Below are 20,483 nucleotides of genomic sequence, written 5' to 3'. Positions count from 1 at the left end.
GGGCGCCTGCTTCCTCATCGCGATAGTCCCCGGCGTGAGCACCGCGGTGATCCTCCGCCAGACCCTGCGCGCCGGCCGGTCCTCGGGGGCGGCGGCCATGCTGGGCAACGAGACCGGCGTGCTGCTGTGGGCGCTGGCGGCGGTGTTCCGCTCACGGCCGCGGTGCCAGCGATCTCGCACCGTGCGATTGCGTGCCGCCAGCGGCATGACCTTGTTACGGAATCCCTGGTCCAGGAAGTATCCCCAATCGACGGCATCCGCGCTCTTCAGGAGGTCCGACCCCTCGCCCGCTGCGGTTGGCCCACCTTCTGGCGCGACAGGACGAGCAGCAGGCGGGCTTCGGCAGGAAGGCGATCCAGCCCGGTCGGATCGTCATCCTGTTCATGACATCCTCGCGCTCCCGCGCCGTTGTCCTGAGGTCGGGCGCCGCGTAAACGCTCTGCCATCTTCGTCCTCGCCTCGGAGGGGAGCGCTTCGGACAGGCGACGAAAGGCCTCCGCGACCTCGCCGAGATCGTACTTGTAGATCGGGTTGCCGAACTTCTCGATGAGCTGGTCATGCGCGGCCGTCTCCGTTCGCGGGCGCACCGCCGGACCGGAAGAGCCGGTCGGCCACGGCAGCGTGGTCAACCTTGCCGTTCGCCGTCAGCACCGTAGGCTCTGGCCGGTCAGACGAACCGAGGGCCGGTCAGCCAGCCGAGGAGCACATATCGGACTCCCTCCGTCACCTCTGTGACGCGGTGGCCTTGGAAGGCGGGGAAGACCAGGGCGTGGCCGAGTTTCTGGCCGATACGCTCACATTCCAGAAGTTGCAGCTCGCCGCCTTGGTAGTCGCTATTCAGCGGCATTGAGAAGGCGAGCTTGCTGGCGTCGGCGCCGGTGTAATCGGTGTGCCAGTCGTGGCGGTAGCCCGGGAAATACCGAGCTATCCGCAGCGGCTGGTTCCAGCCGTCGATGGCGAAGTTCCAGTGTTCGGCGTTGATCTCCGTCAGGAACGCCAGGACGGAGTCGTGCAGGTCCTCGAACTGGATACGCAGGTCGAAGACGCTCTGGCGAACCCCGTTGCCGACCTCGTCCACGGGAACCTCGTACTCGCCCCAAAGGTCGATGGCATCCGCGACGTCGATAAGTTCCTGGCATTCCTGAGGAGTTAGCAACTCTCGCTGGACGTACATCGAAAAATCAGGCATGGGGACCTCGCTCGCTCGATTCGCCGCCAGCCTGGCACGAGCACCTGCCGAAGGCATGTCCCCGATTCCCGCGACTGCGCGGCGTTTGACGCCTCTGGAGTCGGCGGTGTTCGGTGGGCCTTGCCGCTCGCTTCAACGAACACGCGTCGCTCGTGTCAACGAACGTGCAGGTGTGTCAAAGAGCGTGCAGAAAGGTAGTCAGATGTCCACCACCGCGCACGTCCGCCCGTTGTGAAGGCTCTGGTGCTCGCCGGAGGCTCCGGTACGCGGCTGCGGCCGATCACTCACACGCTGGCGAAACAGTTGGTGCCCGTCGCGAACAAACCGGTGCTGTTCTATGGTCTAGAGGCGATCGCGGCCGCAGGGATCGAGGAGGTCGGCGTGGTGGTCGGTGCCACCCACGCCTCGATCACGAAGGCGGTCGGAGACGGTTCCGCTTTCGGGCTCAGAATCACGTACCTGCCTCAGACATCCCCTCTGGGGCTGGCGCATGGCGTGTTGATCGCCCGTGAGTATCTGGGCGATGACGACTTCGTCATGTACCTCGGCGACAACTTCATCGTGGGAGGGATCACCGGCCTGGTGGACGGCTTCAGGCGTGATCGCCCGGACGCGCACATCATGCTCACGCGGGTCCCGGATCCCCGGCAGTTCGGCGTCGCGGAGCTCGACCCGCGGGGGCGGGTTATCGACCTGGTGGAGAAGCCACAGGAGCCGAAGAGCGACCTCGCTTTGGTCGGGGTCTACCTTTTCTCACCGGCCGTCCACGACGCGGTGGCGCGCCTGACGCCGTCGCGCAGGGGCGAACTGGAGATCACCGATGCCATTCGGGCGATGCTGAGATCGGGGCTGAAAGTGAAATCGTCACTGGTGTCCGGGTACTGGAAGGACACCGGGAGCGTCGCCGACATGCTGGAGGTCAACCGCTTGGTGCTGGCATCGGTGGAGGCGCGGATCGACGGCGCGGTGGACGAGCACAGCGAGCTGACAGGCCCTGTCGTCGTCTCGCCTGGGGCCGTGATCGAACGTTCGCGGATCGTCGGCCCGGCGGTCATCGGCCAGGACGCTCACGTGCTCGACAGCTTCGTCGGTCCGAATACCTCGATCGCGGCCAAGTGCCGGGTCGCCGGGAGCGAGATCCGGCACTCGATCATCCTGCCCCGTGCCTGCCTTGAGGGCGTTCGCCGTGTCGAGTCATCGCTCATCGGCCACGACGTCGCGGTCACGGCCGCGCCGGGCGTGCGCGGGACGCATCGACTCGTATTGGGGGATCACAGCAAGGTGCGGATCGACGTCTAGTGAGCCGGTCTTGAGAGTCGGTCGCAAGTAGCGGCAGATGCAGTCGATGACATGGTCGTGAAGTGCAGCACGAAGCATGGCTGGGCCAGCAGCCAGACATGTACCACCGGCGCCTTGTGCGTGGACAGGCCGTCGCAGTTGAGACGGACTGCCAGACCGGGCTCGAGCTGGCGGGCGATCTCGTCCGGGAAATCACGGGAGTCGATGACCCGGTGGGCTGAGAGCTTGCCGATCACCATGCCGATGGCCGTGTTCAAAGCGGCGAACAGATCGACGGTGCCATGCCGGACGTGGTCGAAGCTGCGCCGCTCGGGCGCCGTCGGGCAGCACCGGGCGCGCTGCGCTGCAGGGCTTGGATCTGCGGTTTCTCATCCATGGGACACCGCGGCATAGGCCGGTGGGGCCAGGTAGAGCCAGCCACGCCCAGATCTTGCCGATCAGGAGCGGATGTGTGGAGATCTTGAAGTCCTCTGTGTGCCAGGAGCGCACGAACGCTCTCCAGATGCGCAGCATGCTGGTTGGGGTGATGCCCTCCGGCGAGACAGATCGCGCCTGGACCAGTATGTGGGCCCGGCCGGCACTCCTTCCAGGGTGCGTACCACCACCTCCTCCACTTGGCCGTCAGTGGTGGTGCGCGCCACGCCCGGGCGCCGGCGCCATTTAGCCACCACATGCGTGCCCATTCCAATCGGGCGGCCACTTCGGCGTTGCTCGCAGGCAGCGTGAGCGGCCTCGAAGTCGGCAGGGCTACGGTAGTCCAGGCTGCCGTGCAGGCGACGGAGGTTGTACCAGCCCCTATTATCTCGAAGATCGCCCGGCGAGCGGCAGCCTGGGTGGGGCAGGGGCGATCGCCGAGGAGCCCGCCCTTGAGCGTGGCGATGAACGACTCGCCCAGCGAGTTGTCCCAGCACTGACCGGTTCGACCGACCGACGGACAGTCGTGCCCCGAGTCGTTCGGCCAGGGTGGTGTAGTAGACGCTGGTGTAATGGCAGCCATTGTCCGAGTGAAAGATCACCGATCAGGTGGGCGACGGCGTGCCCAGGCCCGGCGTAGCGCCTCGGCGACCAGGTCGGTACGCAGATGATCCGCCGTCGCCCGGCCGACCACCCGGCGCGAGGCGATGTCGATGACGGTGGCCAGATACAGCCAGCCCTCCTCGGTGGCGATGTAGGTGATGTCACCGCACCAGCGGGTATCGAGTCCGGCTGCATCGGGTGTGAAGTCGCGGCCGATCAGGTGCGGCCGGGTGTCTGCGCCCGGGGCGGGGATGGTGGTCCGCTGCCGGCGCCGCCGATACCGTCCGGCCAGGCCGAGCTCGCGCATCAGCCGGGCCGCCCGCTGGCCTGCCGCACTGCTCGCACTCTGGCGCAGTTGCGCGTGCACCCGGGGTGCGCCATAGCAGCCCCGCAAGCGCATATGCACCTCGGCGTCGCGCACGGCACGCGGCCCAGGGATCCCGCTGCGGCGGGCATAGAAGACGGCACGGAGACTCCCAGCAGTTCACGCACCCGCTTGACGCTGTGGCCGCCCTGTTTCGCCGGCTCGATCAACGGGTGGACGCTCACCGGGTCTCCCACACACGATGAAAGCCGTCACTCGCTTGAGCACGTCGACGTCCTGGCGAAGACGCTGACTGAACTGCGTGAGGACCAGAACGCGACATCAGAACACCATAGAAACTTACAGCGCGAATTAAAGGCGGCGAACGTCAGGCCAAATTGACGGCGCGGTCCATGAGCGACAGGGCGCCGATCGCCGTAATCAGCCGGTCATCGGAATAGTTGAGGCTGGCCGATCGCAGATCCCGAAAGTGCCGCTCCAGCGGGATGGGGGAGGTCTTTAGGTAGCCGGTCGACATGCCGGCGAGCTGAATGAGGCGGTGGACGGCGTTGAAGGTCAGCTCCGCCGCGGCCACCTTCAGCGTGTTCAGGTGGATTTGAGCGGCCGGGACATCGAGCGACTCGCCGCTTCGCCGTCGATCCAGGACCTCGGCGCGTACGACATGCAGATACGCGCTGATCAGTTCAAGGTCCATGCGAACCCGCGCCAGCCGCTCACGCACCAGATCGGAGCCCAGGTCGAGGCTGGACGGGCGCTTGGGGGAGCCGAGCAGCCGCACCACGTCGCTCAACCCGGAACGCGCCGCACCCAGCCAGCACGCCGCCCAGCCCAGGTGGCCAGTGGGGATGAAGCTGTCGATGGCCACACGGCGGAAGCCGCCGGACTCGCCGACAATCTGGTCTGCGGGCACAGCACCGGACAGTTCCATGCCCACGCTGTGGGTGGCACGCATGCCGAGCGGATTCCACGTGCCCTTGGTCCGGCGAGTGAGCTGGCAGCGGTCGGCGTAGACGAGCGTTACCTCCTGGCCGGCCGCTTCCTCGGCAGCGCGCATGGTGATGAGATAGCCGTCGGCGTGTTCACCTCCGGTCACCACGGGCGCGGTGCGCGACAGCTCGACCTGGCCGTCCGCCGGACGCAGTGGGGCGACGGCGGTCAGGAGGTGGCCGCCCTTGGCGGGCTCGGTGGTCACCGAGGCGATGTAGACCTCACCACGCGCGATGCGGGGGAGGAGCCTGGCCCGTAGTTCCGGAGAGGAGTGGCGGACCAGCGCGTCGATTTGCTGGCAGTGCATGGCCCAGATCATCGCGGTGGACAGACACCCCGAAGCCAGGGTCGCGGCAACCTCTACCAGGTCGCTCAGGTCACCGTCCATGCCGCCGTACTCGGCCGGAACGAGCAGGCCCATGAGACCGCTGCGCCGTAGCGCCTTCACTCCCGTCTCTGGGAACGTGGCGTCGGCGTCCACGCGGGCGGCGTGCTCGGCCAACTCCGGGACCACCTGTGCGGCAACGTCGGCGGGCTTCATCCTGCTGCCTCCAATCGGGCCAGCATGGCCCTGTCGAGCTTCCCTGATGAGTTGCGCGGCAAGTGATCGACCACACGGCAGAGTTCCGGAACCCGCGCAGAGTCCAGGCGCTCGCCCAGCTCACGCAGTACTTTCGCGGCTGAGATCGAGGCCACCACGAGGAGTACGGCGTCGCGGCCTTCGTCGGGCGGCACGAGCGCGGCCTCGGCGACACCAGGGACCTCGCGCGCCGCCGCCTCAATCTCCAGTGTGCTCATCCGTATCCCGCGTCGCTTGAATATCTGGTCGCGGCGGCCGTGGAAATATAGGTAGCCGTCCTCATCCAGTCGCCCGAAGTCGCCGGTACGCAACGCTCTCTCCCCGCTCTCTGGGTCGGTTCCGAAGACCTCGACACCGAGTCCGGGGTCGCCCCAGTAGCCCGCCATGACGTGCGGGCCGCTGACGACGAGCTCTCCCAGCTCGCCGGGGGCGACATCGGCCCCCGAGGTGTCGAGGACGCGCACGCGGGTGCCACTCAGTGGCCTGCCGAGGGCGCCGGGTCGGTCGAGGTCGCCATCGGCTTCCATGATGCTGACCCGTTTGCATTCGGTGATGCCGTACATCAACTGGACCTTGGCACCGGAGAAGCGTTGCCTGAGCGCCGAGACAGTCGCCGGTGGCAAGGTCTCGCCGGTGTTGGTCAAAAGCCTGATCGACGTGGGTAGCCCGTCGCGGGCGCCGAGGCGCAGAAGCATCTCTGCCAGATGCGGGACGACAGGGACGACAGTGGCTCCACACCGGCGTATCGAGGCGAGGAGTCCCGCGTCGGAGTCTGGAGCCGCCAGCACCAGTTCTGCACCCGCATGGGCGCACAGGAACACCTGGTAGAGGCCGTAGTCGAAGGAGAGGGGGACGCGGCAGAAGACCACGTCGCTCGCCCGGTACCCGAGCCGTTCGGCGATGGCCAGGGTGGCGAAGAGCACGGATGCGTGCGGGCACACCACGGCCTTTGGCACGGCAGTGCTGCCGGAGGTGTAGATGAGCAGGGCGGTGTCGTGCGGCAGGGCAGCTGCCGGGAGCTCATCGTCGTCGTCCCACTCGGCTTGGCTCGAATTTAGGGCATCTGCGGTCAGAATTACCGCCGCGCCGCAGTCGGCGACATAGTGGGTCCACTGACGGCGCTTCGCCGTACCGCTGACCGGAACGCATACGGCGGCGAGTAAGGAGCAGGCGAATAGTACGGCGACGACGCGCCGATCCGGTACGGCCGCGATCAGCACGCGGTCACCCGGACGCGTGCCGCGCCGATGTAGCCACCGCGCGCAGGCGCGGCTTTGCGCCAGCAGTTCCGCGTACGACCAGGCGCCCTCCTCATCGCGTACTGCGATTGCTTCGGGGGCACGCCGGGCAGCCAGTTCGAGCAGATCGTGGAGAAGCTGCGGCCTCGAGTCGTTGATCATGTCTGACCTCCGAGCTCGCATTGTCGGTCCGTCACATTGAGGACCACAACCACCCCGGCTACCCCCAGAATCAAGGACACAGCCGTGTCTTGCAGACGCTCGCGGTGCTCCTTATCTTGAGGTACGGCCAGCGAATGCGATCGACATGTTCCGACCGGAGATCTTGGGAATTGGACCCTGTGAACAGGCTGGCATCCGGATGGCGACATGCTGGAAGCCTCACCCGAGTGCGTGGAGCTTCTGGTCGGCACGTTGCCGCTGGCCGACTCCTCACAGCTGACGGGTGAGCGCCACGGCCGTCGGCATATGGCTCGCCGCCGTCAGACGGCGCGGCTGTCGAATCTGGAACGCTCTTCTCCATCAGGAGGGATCGCAGAGAGAACGTCCGGATCCATCGTCAGGTTTGTCAATTCCGCTCGAACTGTGGCTCTGGCACACGTGATCTTCCGGCGGCCAGCCGTAGGTATTGCTGATCATGCTGAGTGACGATCTCGGAGTTGCTCGCGGTCCTCTTGCCCCACTCCCGGCAGATCGATCAGCTGTACCGGTCGGACAGGTCAGTACGGATCCGGGTCCGAACCCGTACCACGCAAGCGGCGTGCCCGCGGTGCGGGATGGTTTCGCGCCGAGTGCACAGCAGGTATGAGCGACGGGTGTGCGACACGGCGGTCAGTGGCCAGGAGATCGTGCTCCATCTGCACGTTCAGCCCTTTCGGTGCGGAAACCATGGCTGTGGCAAGAAGACCTTTGCCGAGCAGGTGACCGGGCTGGCCGTCCGCTACGGCCGCTACAGCCTCCTGCTCCGGTACCTGCTGCAGACCATCGGCCTGGCCCTGGGCGGCCGGCCCGGTGCCCGGCTCACACACCGCCTGGCCGCTGCGGTGAACCGGATGACGCTGATCAGGCTGATCCGGCCCCTGCCTGCCCCTGATCCGAACGGTGACCCCAGGTACTGGGCGTGGACGACTTCGCCTTTCGCCGCGGTCATACCTACGGCAGGATCCTGATCGACATCACCACGAGCCGACCGGTCGACGTGCTGCCGGAGCGGTCATCGGACGCCCTGGCCGCCTGGCTGATCGAGCACCCCCGCGTGGAGATCGTCTGTCGGGACAGAGCAGGCTGCTATGCCGACGGCGCCGCCCGCGGCGCCCCACAGGCGAGGCAGGTCGCCGATCGGTCACCAAGAGCATCGCGCCCACTTACGTGACCAGCACGTCCGTGCCTTTGCCCACATGATGCTGCAACTCGCTGGTGACGGGCTGGAGCAGTGGATGAACGCCGTCCAGGCCTCCGACCTGCCGGAAGTGCACTCCTTCGTCGCAGGGTTGCGTCGCGACTTCGACTCCCCCAAAGCAGGCCTGACCCTGCCCTACAGCTCAGCGAAGGTGGAAGGCCACGTCAACCGTATCAAGATGCTCAAGCGGCAGATGTACGGCCGGGCCACCCCCGACCTCCTGCGCAAACGCGTCCTCCTCGCCGACTGACACGGGTCAACGTCACGAAATTAGTGCCAGAGCCGGTCTTCAGCCGGAATCGACAAGGTTCTCGTGGCAGCGGTGCCCCAGTGAGGCGAGCTGTTGCTCATCGTGTACCAGCCGACCCTGCACGACCGAGCGGTTTGTACAGGGGATCTGGAAGTGCTCACCAAGGAGGAGAAGGACGAGCTGATGAGGACGTCGCGCAAGTACGTCACAGGAGGTTGTGATCTGGTTGGAGAGCATGAAGACATCCGCGGCTGGCGGTCACCAGCCCACCAGCCCGGGGATCCCCTTCAGTGCAACGTTCGCGGTGATCGCTTGGACCAGAAGCTTCTCGGCTCCACGCAGGAATGTCTCGATATCGCTGGCTGTCATGACAGTCGGGTCGGCGCCGAGCCTGAGCTTCAGGCTAACCCCAGGTGTCCCCTCGATGTCGAGTCTGAACAGCTGTCTACGGTCCCAGAGCACGCTGCGGCGAAAATGGGTATGTGCTGCGGCCGCCGCCACCTCCTCCGGCGAATGGTGGCGCAGTACGGCCTGCTTGTAGCCGGTGGCGTCCTGCACGTGGCAGCCCAGATCGAACCGGACCCCCCGTTCTGCGCTCACCTCGTCGACGATCTCCCTGATCAGCTCCGGTGGGTAGGAGGAATAGCGGTAGGCCAGTAGGGAGGCAGCCCACGAGCGACGTATCAGCTCATAGAAGGAGGAGTCGGTCAGATCAACAGCGAACAGGCCGGTCTGCACCCTGGTCCCCACCATCTCCCTCAGCCCAGGCGAGGTTCTGTTGGCCGCGAACAGCCTGAGTGCGATCATGTCCTGGCCCGTGCGCACGCCCAGCAGTGCCGCAACGGCAGCCAGGACCACTCCCGTGCTGGAGACGCCGAGCTCGACTCCAAGTGATCCGGCGGCCAGTGCCGCCGCCGGCGAGTCGAGCTCACCGGCTGGAGACCAGGAGACGGGCGTCTCCTCCAGCCGTTCGGTGAACAACGTCGGTGGGATCGTTTTCAGTGTCCGGCGCCAGAAGCCGGCCGCGCGTCGAGCGGCGCGCAATCCCGCAGGTGTTGCCTCGGCCGCCGCCTGGTCGAGCGGATGAGTGATGCCGTCGGGCACTCCGTCGACCCCTCCCGCCAGCAGCCTGGCGAAGGTGTCGCAGGCCAGCTCGGAACCCAGGCGGTCGGCCGCCAGGTGGGAAATCATGAACAACACGTAGCTGGGCTTGCTGTCTCGCATGATTACCGCGACCTTTAGCGGCCACTCATCGTCGTCGAAGCTGTAGCCCTTGTATTCGTAGGTCACCTGCTCGGTCAGTTCGCCGTCGGCTTCTCCCGCCTCGTACTTCGCCAGGCGATACTCGCCACTCTCGGCCACATGCTGCCCCAGTGTGCCGTCGGGCTCGACGCGGATCGTGGTGCGAAAGGTCTCATAAATTTCCACCAGCTGGCGAACGGCACTGGCCACGTCGTCAACGGTGCGCCCCTTCGGCACCCGGAACAGCCTTCCGAAGTTGAAGTAATGGTGATGAGGACGGGACTGGTTGATCAGATGCCACATCTCGCGCTGGGCCCAGGTCAGCTCGCCCGACCCCGATCTGGCACCGTGGAATTCGACAACGATCTCATTCACAGCTCGATGACCATTCGATCTGTCGCCACAGTAGCGGAACCATTCCACTCCTGCGCCTCAGCGATCATCATCGCCAGCTCTGATGGCGTCGGATGGTCCAGGAAGTCCACCGGCTCGATCTCCTTGCCGAGCTCGGCGCGCACCTGCGACCGGAGGTGGACCCGGAGTCAGCGAGGTTGTGTCCAGATCCATCAGGTGGCTGTCGGCGTGGATCTCGTCTGTCCTCATGACCTTCTTCCAGATAGCCACCACGCGCTCGGCGTGTTCGTCGATTTCAACGGTTGGCTGCCATCCCGCGGACTTGAAGCCAAGTTATGGGGCACTGCAGGCCTCGACACCGCCGCAGCCAAGAGTTGGACAGCACGGCACCCAACGCACCACCTTCCTCAACACGGCGGTGACGACAATCCTGGTCCGGGCACGGCCGACTGGGCACGTCCCGTGATCCGGTGACAGCGCGAGCACTCCCTTAGCCGTACTTGTGACGTTATGTTCCTATCGCTACGACTCCGTGAGATCGGTAAACATGATCACACTGCTCACCCGCGCCTCAAGGCTGCTCGTGCGCTCTTCGCCCGGCGCTTTCTGGCTGTCCGCAGTGGCTGCCGTGCTCCAGGGCATCTCACCCAATATCGCCACCGTGGCTGGAGCCACCTTGGTCGGCCTGGCTCCCCATATGGTCGATTCTGAAGCGGCCCGTACCTCCGCCGCCGAAGCCTTGGCCGTACTGGCGGCGGCACTCCTGATGGAGCGTGCGGCAGCGGCCATGGCGCCCATTGCGTCCGCTTACCTATCCTTTCGTTTCGCGACCGCGCTCGACCGAATCAGGATGCGTACCTGCCTGCATCTGCCTGGTTTGGAGCATTTGGAGACTGCGGCGCTGGCTGATCGTCTGGAGGCGGCCAGTTGGAGCAGAAAAGAGCCGGGAATACTGCTTGAGCGGCTCGTCACACTGGTCAGACGGGGCACCATGCTGGTCGGCAGCCTGATCATCCTGGGCCATTTTGCCTGGTGGGCGCCACTATTGATCTTGGCGGTTGCCATCAGTATCGGCGTCAACGACTGGCGGCATGCAGGGCGCAGGACTGCGCTCCAGCGTGAGGAGTCGTCGCGGCTGCGTTATGCCGACTATCATCGCGACCTGGCGGTCACGCCCAAGCACGCGTCAGAGGTCCGGCTGTTCGCGCTGGGAGACTGGCTGGCCGATCGGCAACAACGGTTCTGGGCTGACGGTATGGCAGGCGTTTTCCGCGACCTGCGCCGTCAACTCAAGGAGAACACCCTCATCAATCTGATCAGAGCGGCCGTCCTCCTGACACCGCTCATTGTGGCGGTGAGCGCGCTCCGCGCGAGCACAATGGGTGCCACAGAGTTCACGGCCACCATGCTCGCCCTGCGTACCGCTTCCAACGGCATGCACACGCTCGAGGGGTTGCCTGGAGGGCTGCGGCAAGCGGTGGCGTTCTTGCCCGACGTGTTCGCCATCGAGACAATGCCGGAACGCGATCCGCGAATGGCGACGGCTGGCCGCGCCATCCCCGCCGCCCAGCTACGGGACGGCGTCCACTTCGAGAAAGTCAGCTTCCGTTACCCGGGCACGTCAGAACTGGTGCTCGACGGGCTCGATCTTCACATTCCTGCTGGAGAGTCAGTCGCCTTGGTCGGTGAGAACGGCGCAGGCAAGTCGACGCTGGTGAAGCTACTGTGCCGGTTCTACGACCCAACCGAGGGAAGGATCACCCTCGACGGCGTGGATATCAGGGAGCTGGATCTCGAGCTGCTCAGGCAGCGGATGGCAGTGATCTTTCAGCAGTTCATCAAGTTACCCATGTCGGCACGCGACAACCTGCGCGTGGCGGCGGACGACCGCGACCTGCTCGCAAAGGCGGCCGAGCGGGCGGGTATGGCCTCAGTGCTCGACGCGTTGCCCTACGGCTGGGACACCGTGCTCAGCCGGGAGTTCGGCGGCGTCGACCTGTCGGGAGGCCAGTGGCAGCGGCTTGCGCTGGCCAGACTGCTGGCGGTCCGTGCTCGTCACGAGGCGCCCGTCCTCGTGCTCGACGAGCCGACCGCGGCGCTGGACGTCCGGTTGGAGTCCGAGCTCTATGAGCGCTTTGATGAACTGACCCGCGGCACCACCACCTTGCTCATCTCTCACAGATTCTCGACAGTCCGCATGGCCGCGCGGGTCGCTGTGCTCGAAGAGGGCCGAATCGTGGAACAGGGCAGCCACAAGGAGCTCCTGGCGGCTGCTGGTCGTTACGCGGAGCTGTACGAGCTGCAGGCAAGGCGTTTCCGGGAGCCTGTCCGATGAGCGAGCCCGATCTGCCCTCTCTGCTGTTGTCATGGCGGGCGGTCTTCGCCATCGCCTGGCGCGCCTCACCGCTCGGTGCGATCTTCACTGTCGCCGGCTGGTTCTTGACGATGATCGTCGCGGGACCGCTGCTCGGGCTCGGTCTGCAGCAACTGGTCGCCGGCCATGGGTTCAGTGACCCGGTGTGGGTCGCCGTGGTCACCATCGGGGTGCTGATGCCGGAAGTCATGCTTAACCTCACCGACCACATGCGCGAGATCGTCAGGCGGCGGGGCGAGCAGCTGATCTCGGCGGAGATCATCAAGGCGGCGCTGCGGCCGTACGGCATCGAGCATCTGGAGAACCCCCGCTACGCCGACCGCGTCTCCTTCCTGCGTACCGAGGCTAACCAGATCTCCACCGTCTTCGGCGTCGTGGGCGGCCAGATGGGCCTAGTTTGCGCGTTCCTCATCTCACTGGGCGTCCTGGCCTCCTTGCATCCAGTGCTGATGGTGCCGGTGGGGGGCGCGATCGCGCTTGGCACCGTGCAGATGCGTGCCGCCAAGTGGGCGATGACAGTCAAGGATGGCGCGTTGGCCGACCAGCGGCTGGCCGGACACTTGATCGAGCTGACCACGAGAGCAGCGGTCGCGCCTGACATCAGGATGCTGGGCATCGGCTCCTGGCTGTTGGACAGGTATGACAAGGCCACCATGGCGGTGGGGCAGAATCTCCTGCGCTCAGAGCGCCGTGGCGTCATAGCCGCCGCGTTGTCGGGTGCGATGCAGGCGCTGATGCTGGTTGGCGGGCTGGCGCTGCTGATCTGGTTGGCCGCGGAGGGTCGTGCGTCGGCCGGCGACCTGGTGCTGGGCGTGGTGTTGCTGCAGACCGTGCTGGAGAGCGCGCGCAGCCTGGCGATGGCCGGTACGCAGGTGGTCAGGGTGAGCTTCGCTGCGCGGCGGTATCTGTGGTTGATCGAGTATGCCTCCGCTGTACGCGCTCCCGAACGGCCCAAGCCGGTGCCCGCTCGCCTGGAGAAAGGGATCCACCTGGAGCGCGTATCCTTCAGCTACCCACTGACCGACCACGAGGTCCTCCACGACATCACGCTCACGCTGCCTGCGGGGGCCACCGTGGCGATCGTCGGCGACAATGGCGCGGGCAAGAGCACCCTGGCCAAGCTGCTGTGCCGCTACTACGATCCAAGCTCTGGCCGCGTCAGCTTCGACGACACAGACCTGCGGTCCCTCGATCCCGACGACTGGCGCACCCACATCACCGCAGCCTTCCAGGACTTCGCCAGGTTCGAGTTTCTGGTGGCGGAATCCATCGGCGTCGGCCGCCTGGGCGCCGAGCAGGGCGAGATCGCGTCCGCAGCGGTTGCCGGCGGCGCGGCGGAGATGGTGGAAACGCTGGAGCATGGCTACCAGACGCGGCTTGGCCGCCAGTTCGACGGGGCGCAACTGTCGGATGGCCAGTGGCAGCGCTTGGCCATGTCACGCACGTTCCTACGCGGCGAGCCGATGCTCACCCTGCTCGACGAGCCCACTGCGGCGCTCGACCCAAGGGCGGAGCACGAGTTGTTCGAGCGGTTCGCCGAGTTGAGCGCCGCGTCCAGAGCGCGCGGCGCGGTGACCGTGCTCGTGTCGCACCGCTTCTCCACCGTCCGCATGGCGGACCTCATCGTGGTTCTCGACCAGGGCCGGATCGCCGAAGTGGGTGACCACGACACGCTGATGGCCCGTGATGGGCTCTATCGCCAGGCATTCGAGGCACAAGCGCAGAGAAGCACAGAGGGGTTCGCATGAAATACGGCAAGCTACCGGGAGTTGACGAGTTGGTGTCCCGGTGTGTGCTCGGCACCTCCGGCATCCGCAACGAACGCGGTCACAAGCTGCTCGACAGGTTTATGGAAGCCGGGGGCACGTGCATAGATACCGCGCGCGTGTACGGTGGCGGCACCTCGGAAGCGGCAGTCGGCGACTGGATCAGGAGCAGCAAACCTGACAACTTTGTCATCATTGCCAAAGGGGCGCATCCGCCAGACTGCACGCCCTCGGCCGTCGCCCCCGACCTGACGCAGACTCTCGACCTGCTCGGCGTGCCGCGGGTGGATGTGTACCTGCTACATCGCGACGACCCGGCAATCCCTGTGGGCGAGTTCGTGGAGGCTCTGGAAGCCGAGGTAGCCGCAGGCCGCATCTGTGCCTACGGCGCATCCAACTGGGGGCGGGAGCGCCTAGCTGAGGCCAATCGTTACGCCGTGGCACGCGGTGGCACTGGAATGATCGTGCTGAGCAACCACTTCTCGCTGGCCGAACCCGTCGAACCGCTTTACCCGGGCTGTGAGGGCGTCTCACCGGCTTATCTCGACATGCTGGCCGACGGCAATATCGCGCTGATGCCGTGGTCGTCCCAAGCTAGGGGCTTCTTCGCGAACGTGCCCGAGTCATCGCTGGATCCCAACGTGTGGCGCTGCTGGGGTACACCCGACAACTACGCGCGCCGCGAGCGCGCCGCGATACTGGCCGAGCGGCGCGGAGTTGACACCATCAACATCGCGCTGGCCTACGTGCTCAACCAACCGTTCGGTACTTATCCGATTATCGGGCCGCAGACCGTCGAGGAATTGGAGACCGCGCTCGTCGGCGTGGATATCACGATGGACGCCGATGAGTTGCGCTGGCTACGCGAGGGCAGGCTTGGAACGTGCGCCCCGTTGAGGTAGATGCCACAGTGCATGTCCAGATTGTGTCTCAGCCGCCGAAGTGGCGCGAGCGGATCCCGCGTCTTCGGTTGACATCACGTTCGCTGCGACACTTCGGCCAGCGCCATGCTCGGCCCGATGGCGTTGCCCCGCACTCCGCGCGAGTCCAGCTCGTATTCCCAAGTGGCGGGCAGCGATACGATCGTGACCTTTGCGGCGCTGTAGCGCGAAGCCGGCGAAACCACGTTCCGGCCGGGGCGGGGTGCTGTTAGCACCACACCACGCCCTGCCTCAGCGTGGCGAGGACGACTCTCCGTGTGATGAGGACCATGCGGTCGAGTTCGATGCTTACCAGAGTGTCCGGCGCGCGTCGAATCGTGCGCTCGGCAGGTATGAAGAAGGCGGCCACGGTATTGCTGATGGTGATCGTGGCGTTGCCATAGCGCGCACGTAGTTGCGCAATCGCTCCACCTCGGGCTCCTCGGGCACGTCGCCCGATTCGGCGGCGCCAGTCGTTCAACCGACCGCCAAGTGTCAGCGCTTCCTTGCCACGCGCTACGAAGCCGCGGGCCATGATGTAGCCGTGGCTGACGCAGTCAGTCACGGCTTCCCCTTCAGCAGCGCGAATGATCACCTTGACCAGCGCCTCCAGGGCTGGGAAGTCGAACAGGGCGCTTCTGTCCGCCGATCGTCTTCGGGGCCTAGTGTTCCGCCCACAGGTTGTGGAGCATGTCCCCAATAGATGCGACTAATTATCGAATTAGTAATCGGGAACAATCCGGTATGCGATGATACTTCATTCTTCTGATTCGGTCGATGTGGAGCTGGTCGGCAGATATGGAAGCCCCATATATGTCTATCAACTGGACGCGGTCGCTGCTGCGGTGGCCGATCTGCGCGCCGCGATCCCTGCCGGGGCGACGCTGTATTACTCGCTGAAGGCCAACCCGCACCCGGCGGTCGCCCGGGAGTTGCGGAAAGGAGGCTGTCATGCGGAGATCAGTTCTGAAGGTGAACTGGCTGCAGCGCGCGCGGCTGGATTCTCCGGCGCCGACTGCCTCTACACGGGGCCGGCCAAGTCATTGGAGGAGCTGTCGGCGGCCCTCGCCGCCGGCGTCACCCTCTTCTCCGTTGAGTCGGCCGCCGACTACGGGCGTGTTGCCCGGGCGGCGGCGAACGCGGGAACGATTGCCCGATGCCTACTGCGGATCTCCGGCACGGCCAACGGCGGGGCGGGACTGCGCATGACCGGAACGGCTTCTCAGTTCGGCGTCGACGCGCACGAGTTCCTTGACTCGCCTGACCGTTTCGCCGACTTCGAGGGCGCGCGCGTGGTGGGTGCCCACTTCTTCCCCGTGAGTAACGTCTCCGACGAGGAAGGACTGGCGGCCGAGTTGGAGGAAAGCATCGCGACCGCAGCCCGCCTGCGGCGCGAGGGCGCGCTGCGGCTGGAGTATCTGGATCTCGGCGGCGGGTTCGCCGCCCCCTACGCCAAGCCCGGTAACCGTCCGAACTACCCCATGCTTCGCCGTCGTGTGAGCAAGGCGCTCGATGCTCACTTGCCTGAATGGCGCGACAGCCGCATGACGCTCGCCTTCGAGTCAGGGCGCCACCTGGTAGGCGACTGCGGCAGGCTCATCTGCTGCGTGGTCGATGTAAAGGATCGCTCTGGCCGCACATTCGTCCTCCTGGACAGCGGCATTAACCATTTGGGCGGCCTGTCCGGTCTCGGCCGAATGCTTCCCGAAGCCGTGCCCGTGCTTGGAGAGGAAGCAACCGAGCTCACTACCGTAACGCTCGCAGGCCCGCTCTGCACCCCGGCGGACGTCATCTCCCGCTCGATCGATCTCGCCCGGCTCCGCCCAGGAGACCTGATCGTCTTTCCGAATCTGGGCGCCTATGGCCTGACCGCGAGCCTCATCGCCTTTCTCGGTCGGCCCTCGCCCACCGAGGTCGTGCTGCGTGGTGATGTCGTGGTCTCAGCCTCACGCCTGCGCCTCACGCGTGAGACGTTGCCGTGACCAGGCTCATTCTGGTCCGGCACGCACAGGCCGTGTGCAACGTCGACGAGACGTGGGCGGGGCACGACACATGCGTCGGCCTGACCCAGTTCGGTCGCGATCAGTGTCATTCGATCGCTGATCGTCTCGTCGAGATGTGCGCCGACCACCACGACGTTGTTCTCTTCTCCAGTGTGCTCCCGCGAGCCAGGGAGACCGCGCAGCCCATAGCCCAGCGTCTCGGCCTGACCCTCCACAGCCGGTGCGACCTGTGTGAGCGGCATCCCGGTTCGCTGGACGGCATGGCCATCGCGCAGGCCAGAGACCTAGATCTGGCCCACGCCGAACGTCGCGAGTCCTTCCAAGTCCGGGTACGCCGCGCGCTACGCAAGATCGCAGCTCCAGGGATCGACAGGACTGTGGTGGCGGTGACACACGGCGGCGTGATCGCCGCCTCCTTCTGGACGCTGGGCGGGGTATCCGCCCGGCTGCCCTTCAGGCTCGATCCTGCCAACGGTTCGATCACCGTGTGGTCAGACACCAGTGAGGGACGGCAGTGGCGGCTCGATTCCTACAACGACGTGCCTGGTGGAAGCCCCCGATGAGCGGCCGAGGCTCATATCAGGCGCAGGAGGATTCCGCGAGCAGGCGCTCAGGTGGTCGAGGTGGCCAGTCCTGCTGTGGCCTCGGCTGCGAATTCCTCCATATCACCTGCCCTGAGCAGTGCGATCAGCCGGCGATGATGATCGGTCACGCCTATGCGGGACCCGTGCCAGAAGTGGATCACCGAGGCAGTGGAGAGCCGACTGCGCTTGCCGTGTGTTCGCAACACATTGGACACCAGACCCAGGGTGTCGTTCAGACCTCCGAGAGCCGGATCGTTGGACCACGTCCAAGCCGCGGAGAAGCCGAGGTGCCGCGCGCCGAGTTGGAGTGCGGTGCTGTTGGCAAGGAGCGCGCACCCGGGGTGGCAGCGGGGCATCTTATGTCCCTTGTGGACGAGATTCATGGTGTCGATCGTGCCGTCGTCCGTCTCGACGGCCAGTTGCGCGGTCAACTCCAGTCGCCGCCTCCTGCGATGGACGGCGCTTGTGAACGGGGCTGCGTCACGCGGCGCGCCAGGGATCAGTTGTCGTGCTTGCACTGCCCACACGTCGGGTTCCTCGGTGACCTCGGCGAGCATGACCGCAAGGATGTCGCGCTCCAGCAGGCACATGTCGGACTCGACGAAGAAGTAGCCGGCGGCCTCGGGCCGGGACAGCACGAAGTCGCGCAGGACGTCGCCGTGAGTGGTGAGCGCTTGCTTGCTCGCAGGCCAGCGCGACAGTTCCCATCGCGCCCCGCAGTCGTTGAGCGCAGCCTTGAGATCGGATGTGTCGTCAGTGGAGTGGTTGTCGACCACCGTGATGCGCACCGTCTCCGCGAGGCCGGCGTGATCAATGGTCCATCGCAACGACCTCAGCGCGATTTCGGCGAAAGTCGAAGTGTTGTGGTTGACGATTACCGCTTCAATCGAGCCGTTCAAGGGCGAACAACCTTCCATATTCCAACAAGGGTGCAACTTGCAGTCTAGTGTCGAAGCGCTTCTCGGGAGATCGCCATAAAAGCGTTTACGTATCCCCTATTAGCGGGACTTGTCGCCGCGTTTGGTGCCGAGGCAGTCGATTTCCCGGATCAGACCATGGTGCAGATCGCCGATCGCGCGCTGGACGGGCATCGGGGGGCGCGGTGGTTCTTCGGTGAGATAATCGAACCTATTTGTGATAGTTTCGATCCTGATGTGCAACACTTGCATGACAGGCTTATGGCATATGTCCTGGCAGAGGCTGCTCGCCGGAATCCGTTGCTGGTTGACGAGGTCGATATAGCGCACGTCGCGGCGACGCGGGATTCAACCCTCGCAGCGAGGCGGCCAGCTCTGTGCGTCATTCCTTCGCGCGTTACCATCGGCGCTGACGTCACCGTGACAGGCACCATCGCGGCCGTGGTGCGGGCCGCCTGGCCGGAGGTCCCGCTGGCCCTGCTGGGCTCGGTCAAGCACCTTGAACCACTGCTCGGTCAGTTCTCCGGCACGGAGGTTTGGAACCATCCGTATCCGCGCCACGGCACGATTCAGGAACGGATTAGAGCATGGTCGGGCGCGGCTCGAGCTGTACGGGCCTGGCAGGCGCGTTATCCACATGCCGAGCTGCTGGTACTCGACCCCGACAGCAGGCTCACCCAGCTCGGCCTGCTCAGGTTGGGGACCGGACGGGTCGGTGTGCGAATCTTCAGCGGGCGGCACACGGCGACCTGGGACAGGCGTGACCTTGGCGCGCTGGCGGCCGACTGGGCGCGGGCGGTGGTCGGCCTACCGCGAGAGGCCGCTGTGGGGCCACGGATCATGCTGCCCGATGCCGAGACCGCGTGGGGAAGCGCCATCGTGAAGTCGGTGCGTGACCGTTGCGGTCTGCCTGTCGTGGTGGTGTCGCTGGGCGTCGGCGGAAAAGACACCAAAGGGCTGTCGCCGCGTGAGGAGGTCGACGTCCTGCGCCGGGTCAGTGAGCGGGCGGCCATCCTCCTCGACACGGGGGGGACCGCGGAGGAGGAGCGCAGGGCGCGTGAGGCGGCCTATGCCTGGGGGAGCCGTACCGGTGGCCGGGTGTGGTGCTTTTCCCGCCAGGACGGCGATCCCGAGCCGGCCTTGCATGGGCTCGGCTTGATCGTGGGTGCGACGGTGGCCGACGTCGGCGGGTTGCTGGCAGCCGCAGACGGTTACGTGGGCTATGACTCAGCCTTCCAGCACGTGGCCGCGGCACTCGGCGTACCGGCCGTGGCGCTGTTTGTCGAAGCGCCTTCCGACGTGTTCGTCGACCGCTGGCGGCCCGAGGGGGTCGCGGCGGTTATGGCCGACGGTCAGGTCATGTCGCGCCTGGATACGGCACTGGAAGTATTAAACGCGCGTCGGGCGAGGTGATGTACTCGTCGTCGCGGTCTTGGCGTTGAGCGTGCCGCCTCGCTCGAGGGGAAGACAGTGGTCAAGGGCGCCTGCCGTACGGGGAAGAGCTTGGCTTCGACGAGCTCACAGATCGTGTGGCCGAGGTGGATGCAGGCCTCTTGGATAGGCGGTGTGTCATCGGCCGGCACGCGCACACAGAGATCGGCGATGCCGGCGGCCGGGCCTCCGGCCTGGCCGGTGAGCGCGACCGTGGTGAGCCCCAAACGGCGCGCTCGCTCCAGTCCAGGCACGATGTTCGTGGACCGGCCGCTGGTGGTCAAGGCGACGGCGACGTCACCGGGGCGGCCGAGTCCCTGGATCTGTCGGGCGAGACCTCGAAGGCGAAGTCGTTGCCGATGGCCGTCATGGCGGCGGTCTGGTCGGTGAGGCTAATGGCCGCCAGCGACCGACGTTCCCGGCTGAATCGGCCCAGGAACTCAGCCGCCAGGTGGCCGGCGTCCATGGAAGATCCGCCGTTGCCAAAGAAGAGGATCTTGCTGCCTGCCCTAGCGCATACGCCATGGTCGTGGCGATCGTGACCATCTGATGGTCGCATTTGTGCAGGCTGGAGATCACCTTGGGTAGCTCGGCCGTCGCCGCCCTGC

21 protein-coding genes and 1 pseudogene are annotated in these 20,483 nt (G+C 65.8%); 10 read left to right on the top strand and 12 right to left on the bottom strand.

Annotation, left to right across the window (positions count from 1 at the left end):
• Positions 1–266: 266 nt before the first annotated feature.
• Both KIK05_RS33175 and KIK05_RS33170 read right to left on the bottom strand, forming a co-directional pair.
• Complete coding sequence (locus tag KIK05_RS33175; RefSeq protein WP_214414796.1) at positions 267–629, bottom strand: hypothetical protein; 363 nt, start codon at positions 627–629, stop codon at positions 267–269.
• Positions 630–667: 38 nt separating this feature from the next.
• The gene (locus KIK05_RS33170; protein ID WP_214414795.1) at positions 668–1,189 is read right to left on the bottom strand and encodes a 2OG-Fe(II) oxygenase; all 522 of its coding nucleotides are present in this window, start codon (positions 1,187–1,189) and stop codon (positions 668–670) included.
• A 231-nt stretch (positions 1,190–1,420) separates the two neighbouring features.
• Here KIK05_RS33170 and KIK05_RS33165 point away from each other — a divergent pair, with 231 nt between their 5' ends.
• Entirely contained in the window at positions 1,421–2,488 is a 1,068-nt protein-coding gene (locus KIK05_RS33165; protein WP_214414794.1) for a glucose-1-phosphate thymidylyltransferase, read from the top strand.
• Here KIK05_RS33165 and KIK05_RS33160 read toward each other — a convergent pair.
• The 4 genes from KIK05_RS33160 to KIK05_RS33145 all read right to left on the bottom strand — a co-directional run bounded on the left by KIK05_RS33160 (position 2,485) and on the right by KIK05_RS33145 (position 6,797).
• Positions 2,485–2,745, bottom strand: a complete 261-nt coding sequence (locus KIK05_RS33160) for a hypothetical protein (protein WP_214414793.1) — start codon at positions 2,743–2,745, stop codon at positions 2,485–2,487. The genes KIK05_RS33165 and KIK05_RS33160 overlap by 4 nt on opposite strands.
• A 755-nt stretch (positions 2,746–3,500) precedes the next feature.
• Positions 3,501–3,926, bottom strand: a complete 426-nt coding sequence (locus KIK05_RS33155; RefSeq protein WP_214414792.1) for a DDE-type integrase/transposase/recombinase — start codon at positions 3,924–3,926, stop codon at positions 3,501–3,503.
• 271 nt (positions 3,927–4,197) lie between these two features.
• Positions 4,198–5,358 (bottom strand): acyl-CoA dehydrogenase family protein, encoded by a 1,161-nt coding sequence (locus tag KIK05_RS33150; RefSeq protein ID WP_214414791.1) that lies wholly within the window; start codon positions 5,356–5,358, stop codon positions 4,198–4,200.
• Positions 5,355–6,797, bottom strand: coding sequence for a class I adenylate-forming enzyme family protein (locus KIK05_RS33145; RefSeq protein WP_214414790.1), 1,443 nt, complete (start codon positions 6,795–6,797; stop codon positions 5,355–5,357). Before KIK05_RS33145 ends, KIK05_RS33150 begins: the two co-directional genes overlap by 4 nt.
• 482 nt (positions 6,798–7,279) lie before the next feature.
• Here KIK05_RS33145 and KIK05_RS33140 point away from each other — a divergent pair, with 482 nt between their 5' ends.
• From KIK05_RS33140 to KIK05_RS33130, 3 genes are read left to right on the top strand one after another with little or no spacing between them, the layout of a single operon-like run.
• Complete coding sequence (locus KIK05_RS33140; protein WP_214414789.1) at positions 7,280–7,804, top strand: transposase family protein; 525 nt, start codon at positions 7,280–7,282, stop codon at positions 7,802–7,804.
• The gene (locus KIK05_RS49510; RefSeq protein ID WP_214414788.1) at positions 7,756–8,007 is read left to right on the top strand and encodes a transposase; all 252 of its coding nucleotides are present in this window, start codon (positions 7,756–7,758) and stop codon (positions 8,005–8,007) included. Before KIK05_RS33140 ends, KIK05_RS49510 begins: the two co-directional genes overlap by 49 nt.
• Positions 7,925–8,284, top strand: a complete 360-nt coding sequence (locus KIK05_RS33130; RefSeq protein ID WP_214414787.1) for a transposase — start codon at positions 7,925–7,927, stop codon at positions 8,282–8,284. The genes KIK05_RS49510 and KIK05_RS33130 overlap by 83 nt, the downstream gene beginning before the upstream one ends.
• A 258-nt stretch (positions 8,285–8,542) precedes the next feature.
• On the opposite strand, the gene KIK05_RS33125 is transcribed toward KIK05_RS33130, so the two are convergent.
• Together KIK05_RS33125 and KIK05_RS33120 are read right to left on the bottom strand one after the other, a co-directional pair.
• Entirely contained in the window at positions 8,543–9,901 is a 1,359-nt protein-coding gene (locus tag KIK05_RS33125; protein WP_214414786.1) for a condensation domain-containing protein, read from the bottom strand.
• A pseudogene (locus tag KIK05_RS33120) lies at positions 9,898–10,050 on the bottom strand (hypothetical protein); the annotation flags it as partial. The pseudogene KIK05_RS33120 and the gene KIK05_RS33125, both read right to left, overlap by 4 nt.
• 377 nt (positions 10,051–10,427) lie before the next feature.
• On the opposite strand from KIK05_RS33120, the gene KIK05_RS33115 reads away from it, so the two are divergent.
• Genes KIK05_RS33115 through KIK05_RS33105 form a run of 3 tightly spaced genes read left to right on the top strand, consistent with a single transcriptional unit; the run spans position 10,428 to position 14,922 of the window.
• Positions 10,428–12,215, top strand: coding sequence for an ABC transporter ATP-binding protein (locus KIK05_RS33115; RefSeq protein ID WP_214414784.1), 1,788 nt, complete (start codon positions 10,428–10,430; stop codon positions 12,213–12,215).
• Positions 12,212–14,002 carry an ABC transporter ATP-binding protein gene (locus tag KIK05_RS33110; RefSeq protein ID WP_214414783.1) on the top strand — a complete coding sequence of 597 codons (1,791 nt, stop codon included), beginning with the start codon at positions 12,212–12,214 and terminating at the stop codon, positions 14,000–14,002. Before KIK05_RS33115 ends, KIK05_RS33110 begins: the two co-directional genes overlap by 4 nt.
• Entirely contained in the window at positions 13,999–14,922 is a 924-nt protein-coding gene (locus tag KIK05_RS33105) for an aldo/keto reductase (RefSeq protein WP_214414782.1), read from the top strand. The genes KIK05_RS33110 and KIK05_RS33105 overlap by 4 nt, the downstream gene beginning before the upstream one ends.
• A 247-nt stretch (positions 14,923–15,169) precedes the next feature.
• Here the strand turns inward: KIK05_RS33105 and KIK05_RS33100 are convergent, their stop codons facing one another.
• Positions 15,170–15,505 (bottom strand): hypothetical protein, encoded by a 336-nt coding sequence (locus KIK05_RS33100; protein WP_214414781.1) that lies wholly within the window; start codon positions 15,503–15,505, stop codon positions 15,170–15,172.
• A 184-nt stretch (positions 15,506–15,689) separates the two neighbouring features.
• On the opposite strand from KIK05_RS33100, the gene KIK05_RS33095 reads away from it, so the two are divergent.
• Together KIK05_RS33095 and KIK05_RS33090 are read left to right on the top strand one after the other, a co-directional pair.
• On the top strand, positions 15,690–16,922 hold the full coding sequence (locus KIK05_RS33095; protein WP_214414780.1) for a type III PLP-dependent enzyme domain-containing protein: 1,233 nt from the start codon (positions 15,690–15,692) through the stop codon (positions 16,920–16,922).
• A complete protein-coding gene (locus KIK05_RS33090) occupies positions 16,919–17,506 on the top strand; it encodes a histidine phosphatase family protein (RefSeq protein WP_214414779.1) in 588 nt (195 codons plus the stop codon). Before KIK05_RS33095 ends, KIK05_RS33090 begins: the two co-directional genes overlap by 4 nt.
• Positions 17,507–17,553: 47 nt before the next feature.
• Here KIK05_RS33090 and KIK05_RS33085 read toward each other — a convergent pair whose 3' ends face one another.
• Complete coding sequence (locus KIK05_RS33085; protein ID WP_214414778.1) at positions 17,554–18,426, bottom strand: glycosyltransferase family 2 protein; 873 nt, start codon at positions 18,424–18,426, stop codon at positions 17,554–17,556.
• A 156-nt stretch (positions 18,427–18,582) separates the two neighbouring features.
• Here KIK05_RS33085 and KIK05_RS33080 point away from each other — a divergent pair, with 156 nt between their 5' ends.
• Positions 18,583–19,857: a glycosyltransferase family 9 protein gene (locus tag KIK05_RS33080; protein ID WP_214414777.1), complete on the top strand. Its 1,275-nt coding sequence runs from the start codon at positions 18,583–18,585 to the stop codon at positions 19,855–19,857.
• Here the strand turns inward: KIK05_RS33080 and KIK05_RS49505 are convergent.
• Complete coding sequence (locus KIK05_RS49505) at positions 19,797–20,198, bottom strand: D-sedoheptulose-7-phosphate isomerase (RefSeq protein WP_372455629.1); 402 nt, start codon at positions 20,196–20,198, stop codon at positions 19,797–19,799. The genes KIK05_RS33080 and KIK05_RS49505 overlap by 61 nt on opposite strands.
• Complete coding sequence (locus KIK05_RS33070; protein WP_214414775.1) at positions 20,156–20,434, bottom strand: SIS domain-containing protein; 279 nt, start codon at positions 20,432–20,434, stop codon at positions 20,156–20,158. The genes KIK05_RS49505 and KIK05_RS33070 overlap by 43 nt, the downstream gene beginning before the upstream one ends.
• Positions 20,435–20,483 lie beyond the last annotated feature (49 nt).

Source organism: Sphaerisporangium fuscum (assembly GCF_018531465.1).
In the GTDB taxonomy this organism is placed as follows: domain Bacteria; phylum Actinomycetota; class Actinomycetes; order Streptosporangiales; family Streptosporangiaceae; genus Sphaerisporangium; species Sphaerisporangium fuscum.
This window is presented reverse-complemented; position numbering and strand designations above follow the sequence as displayed.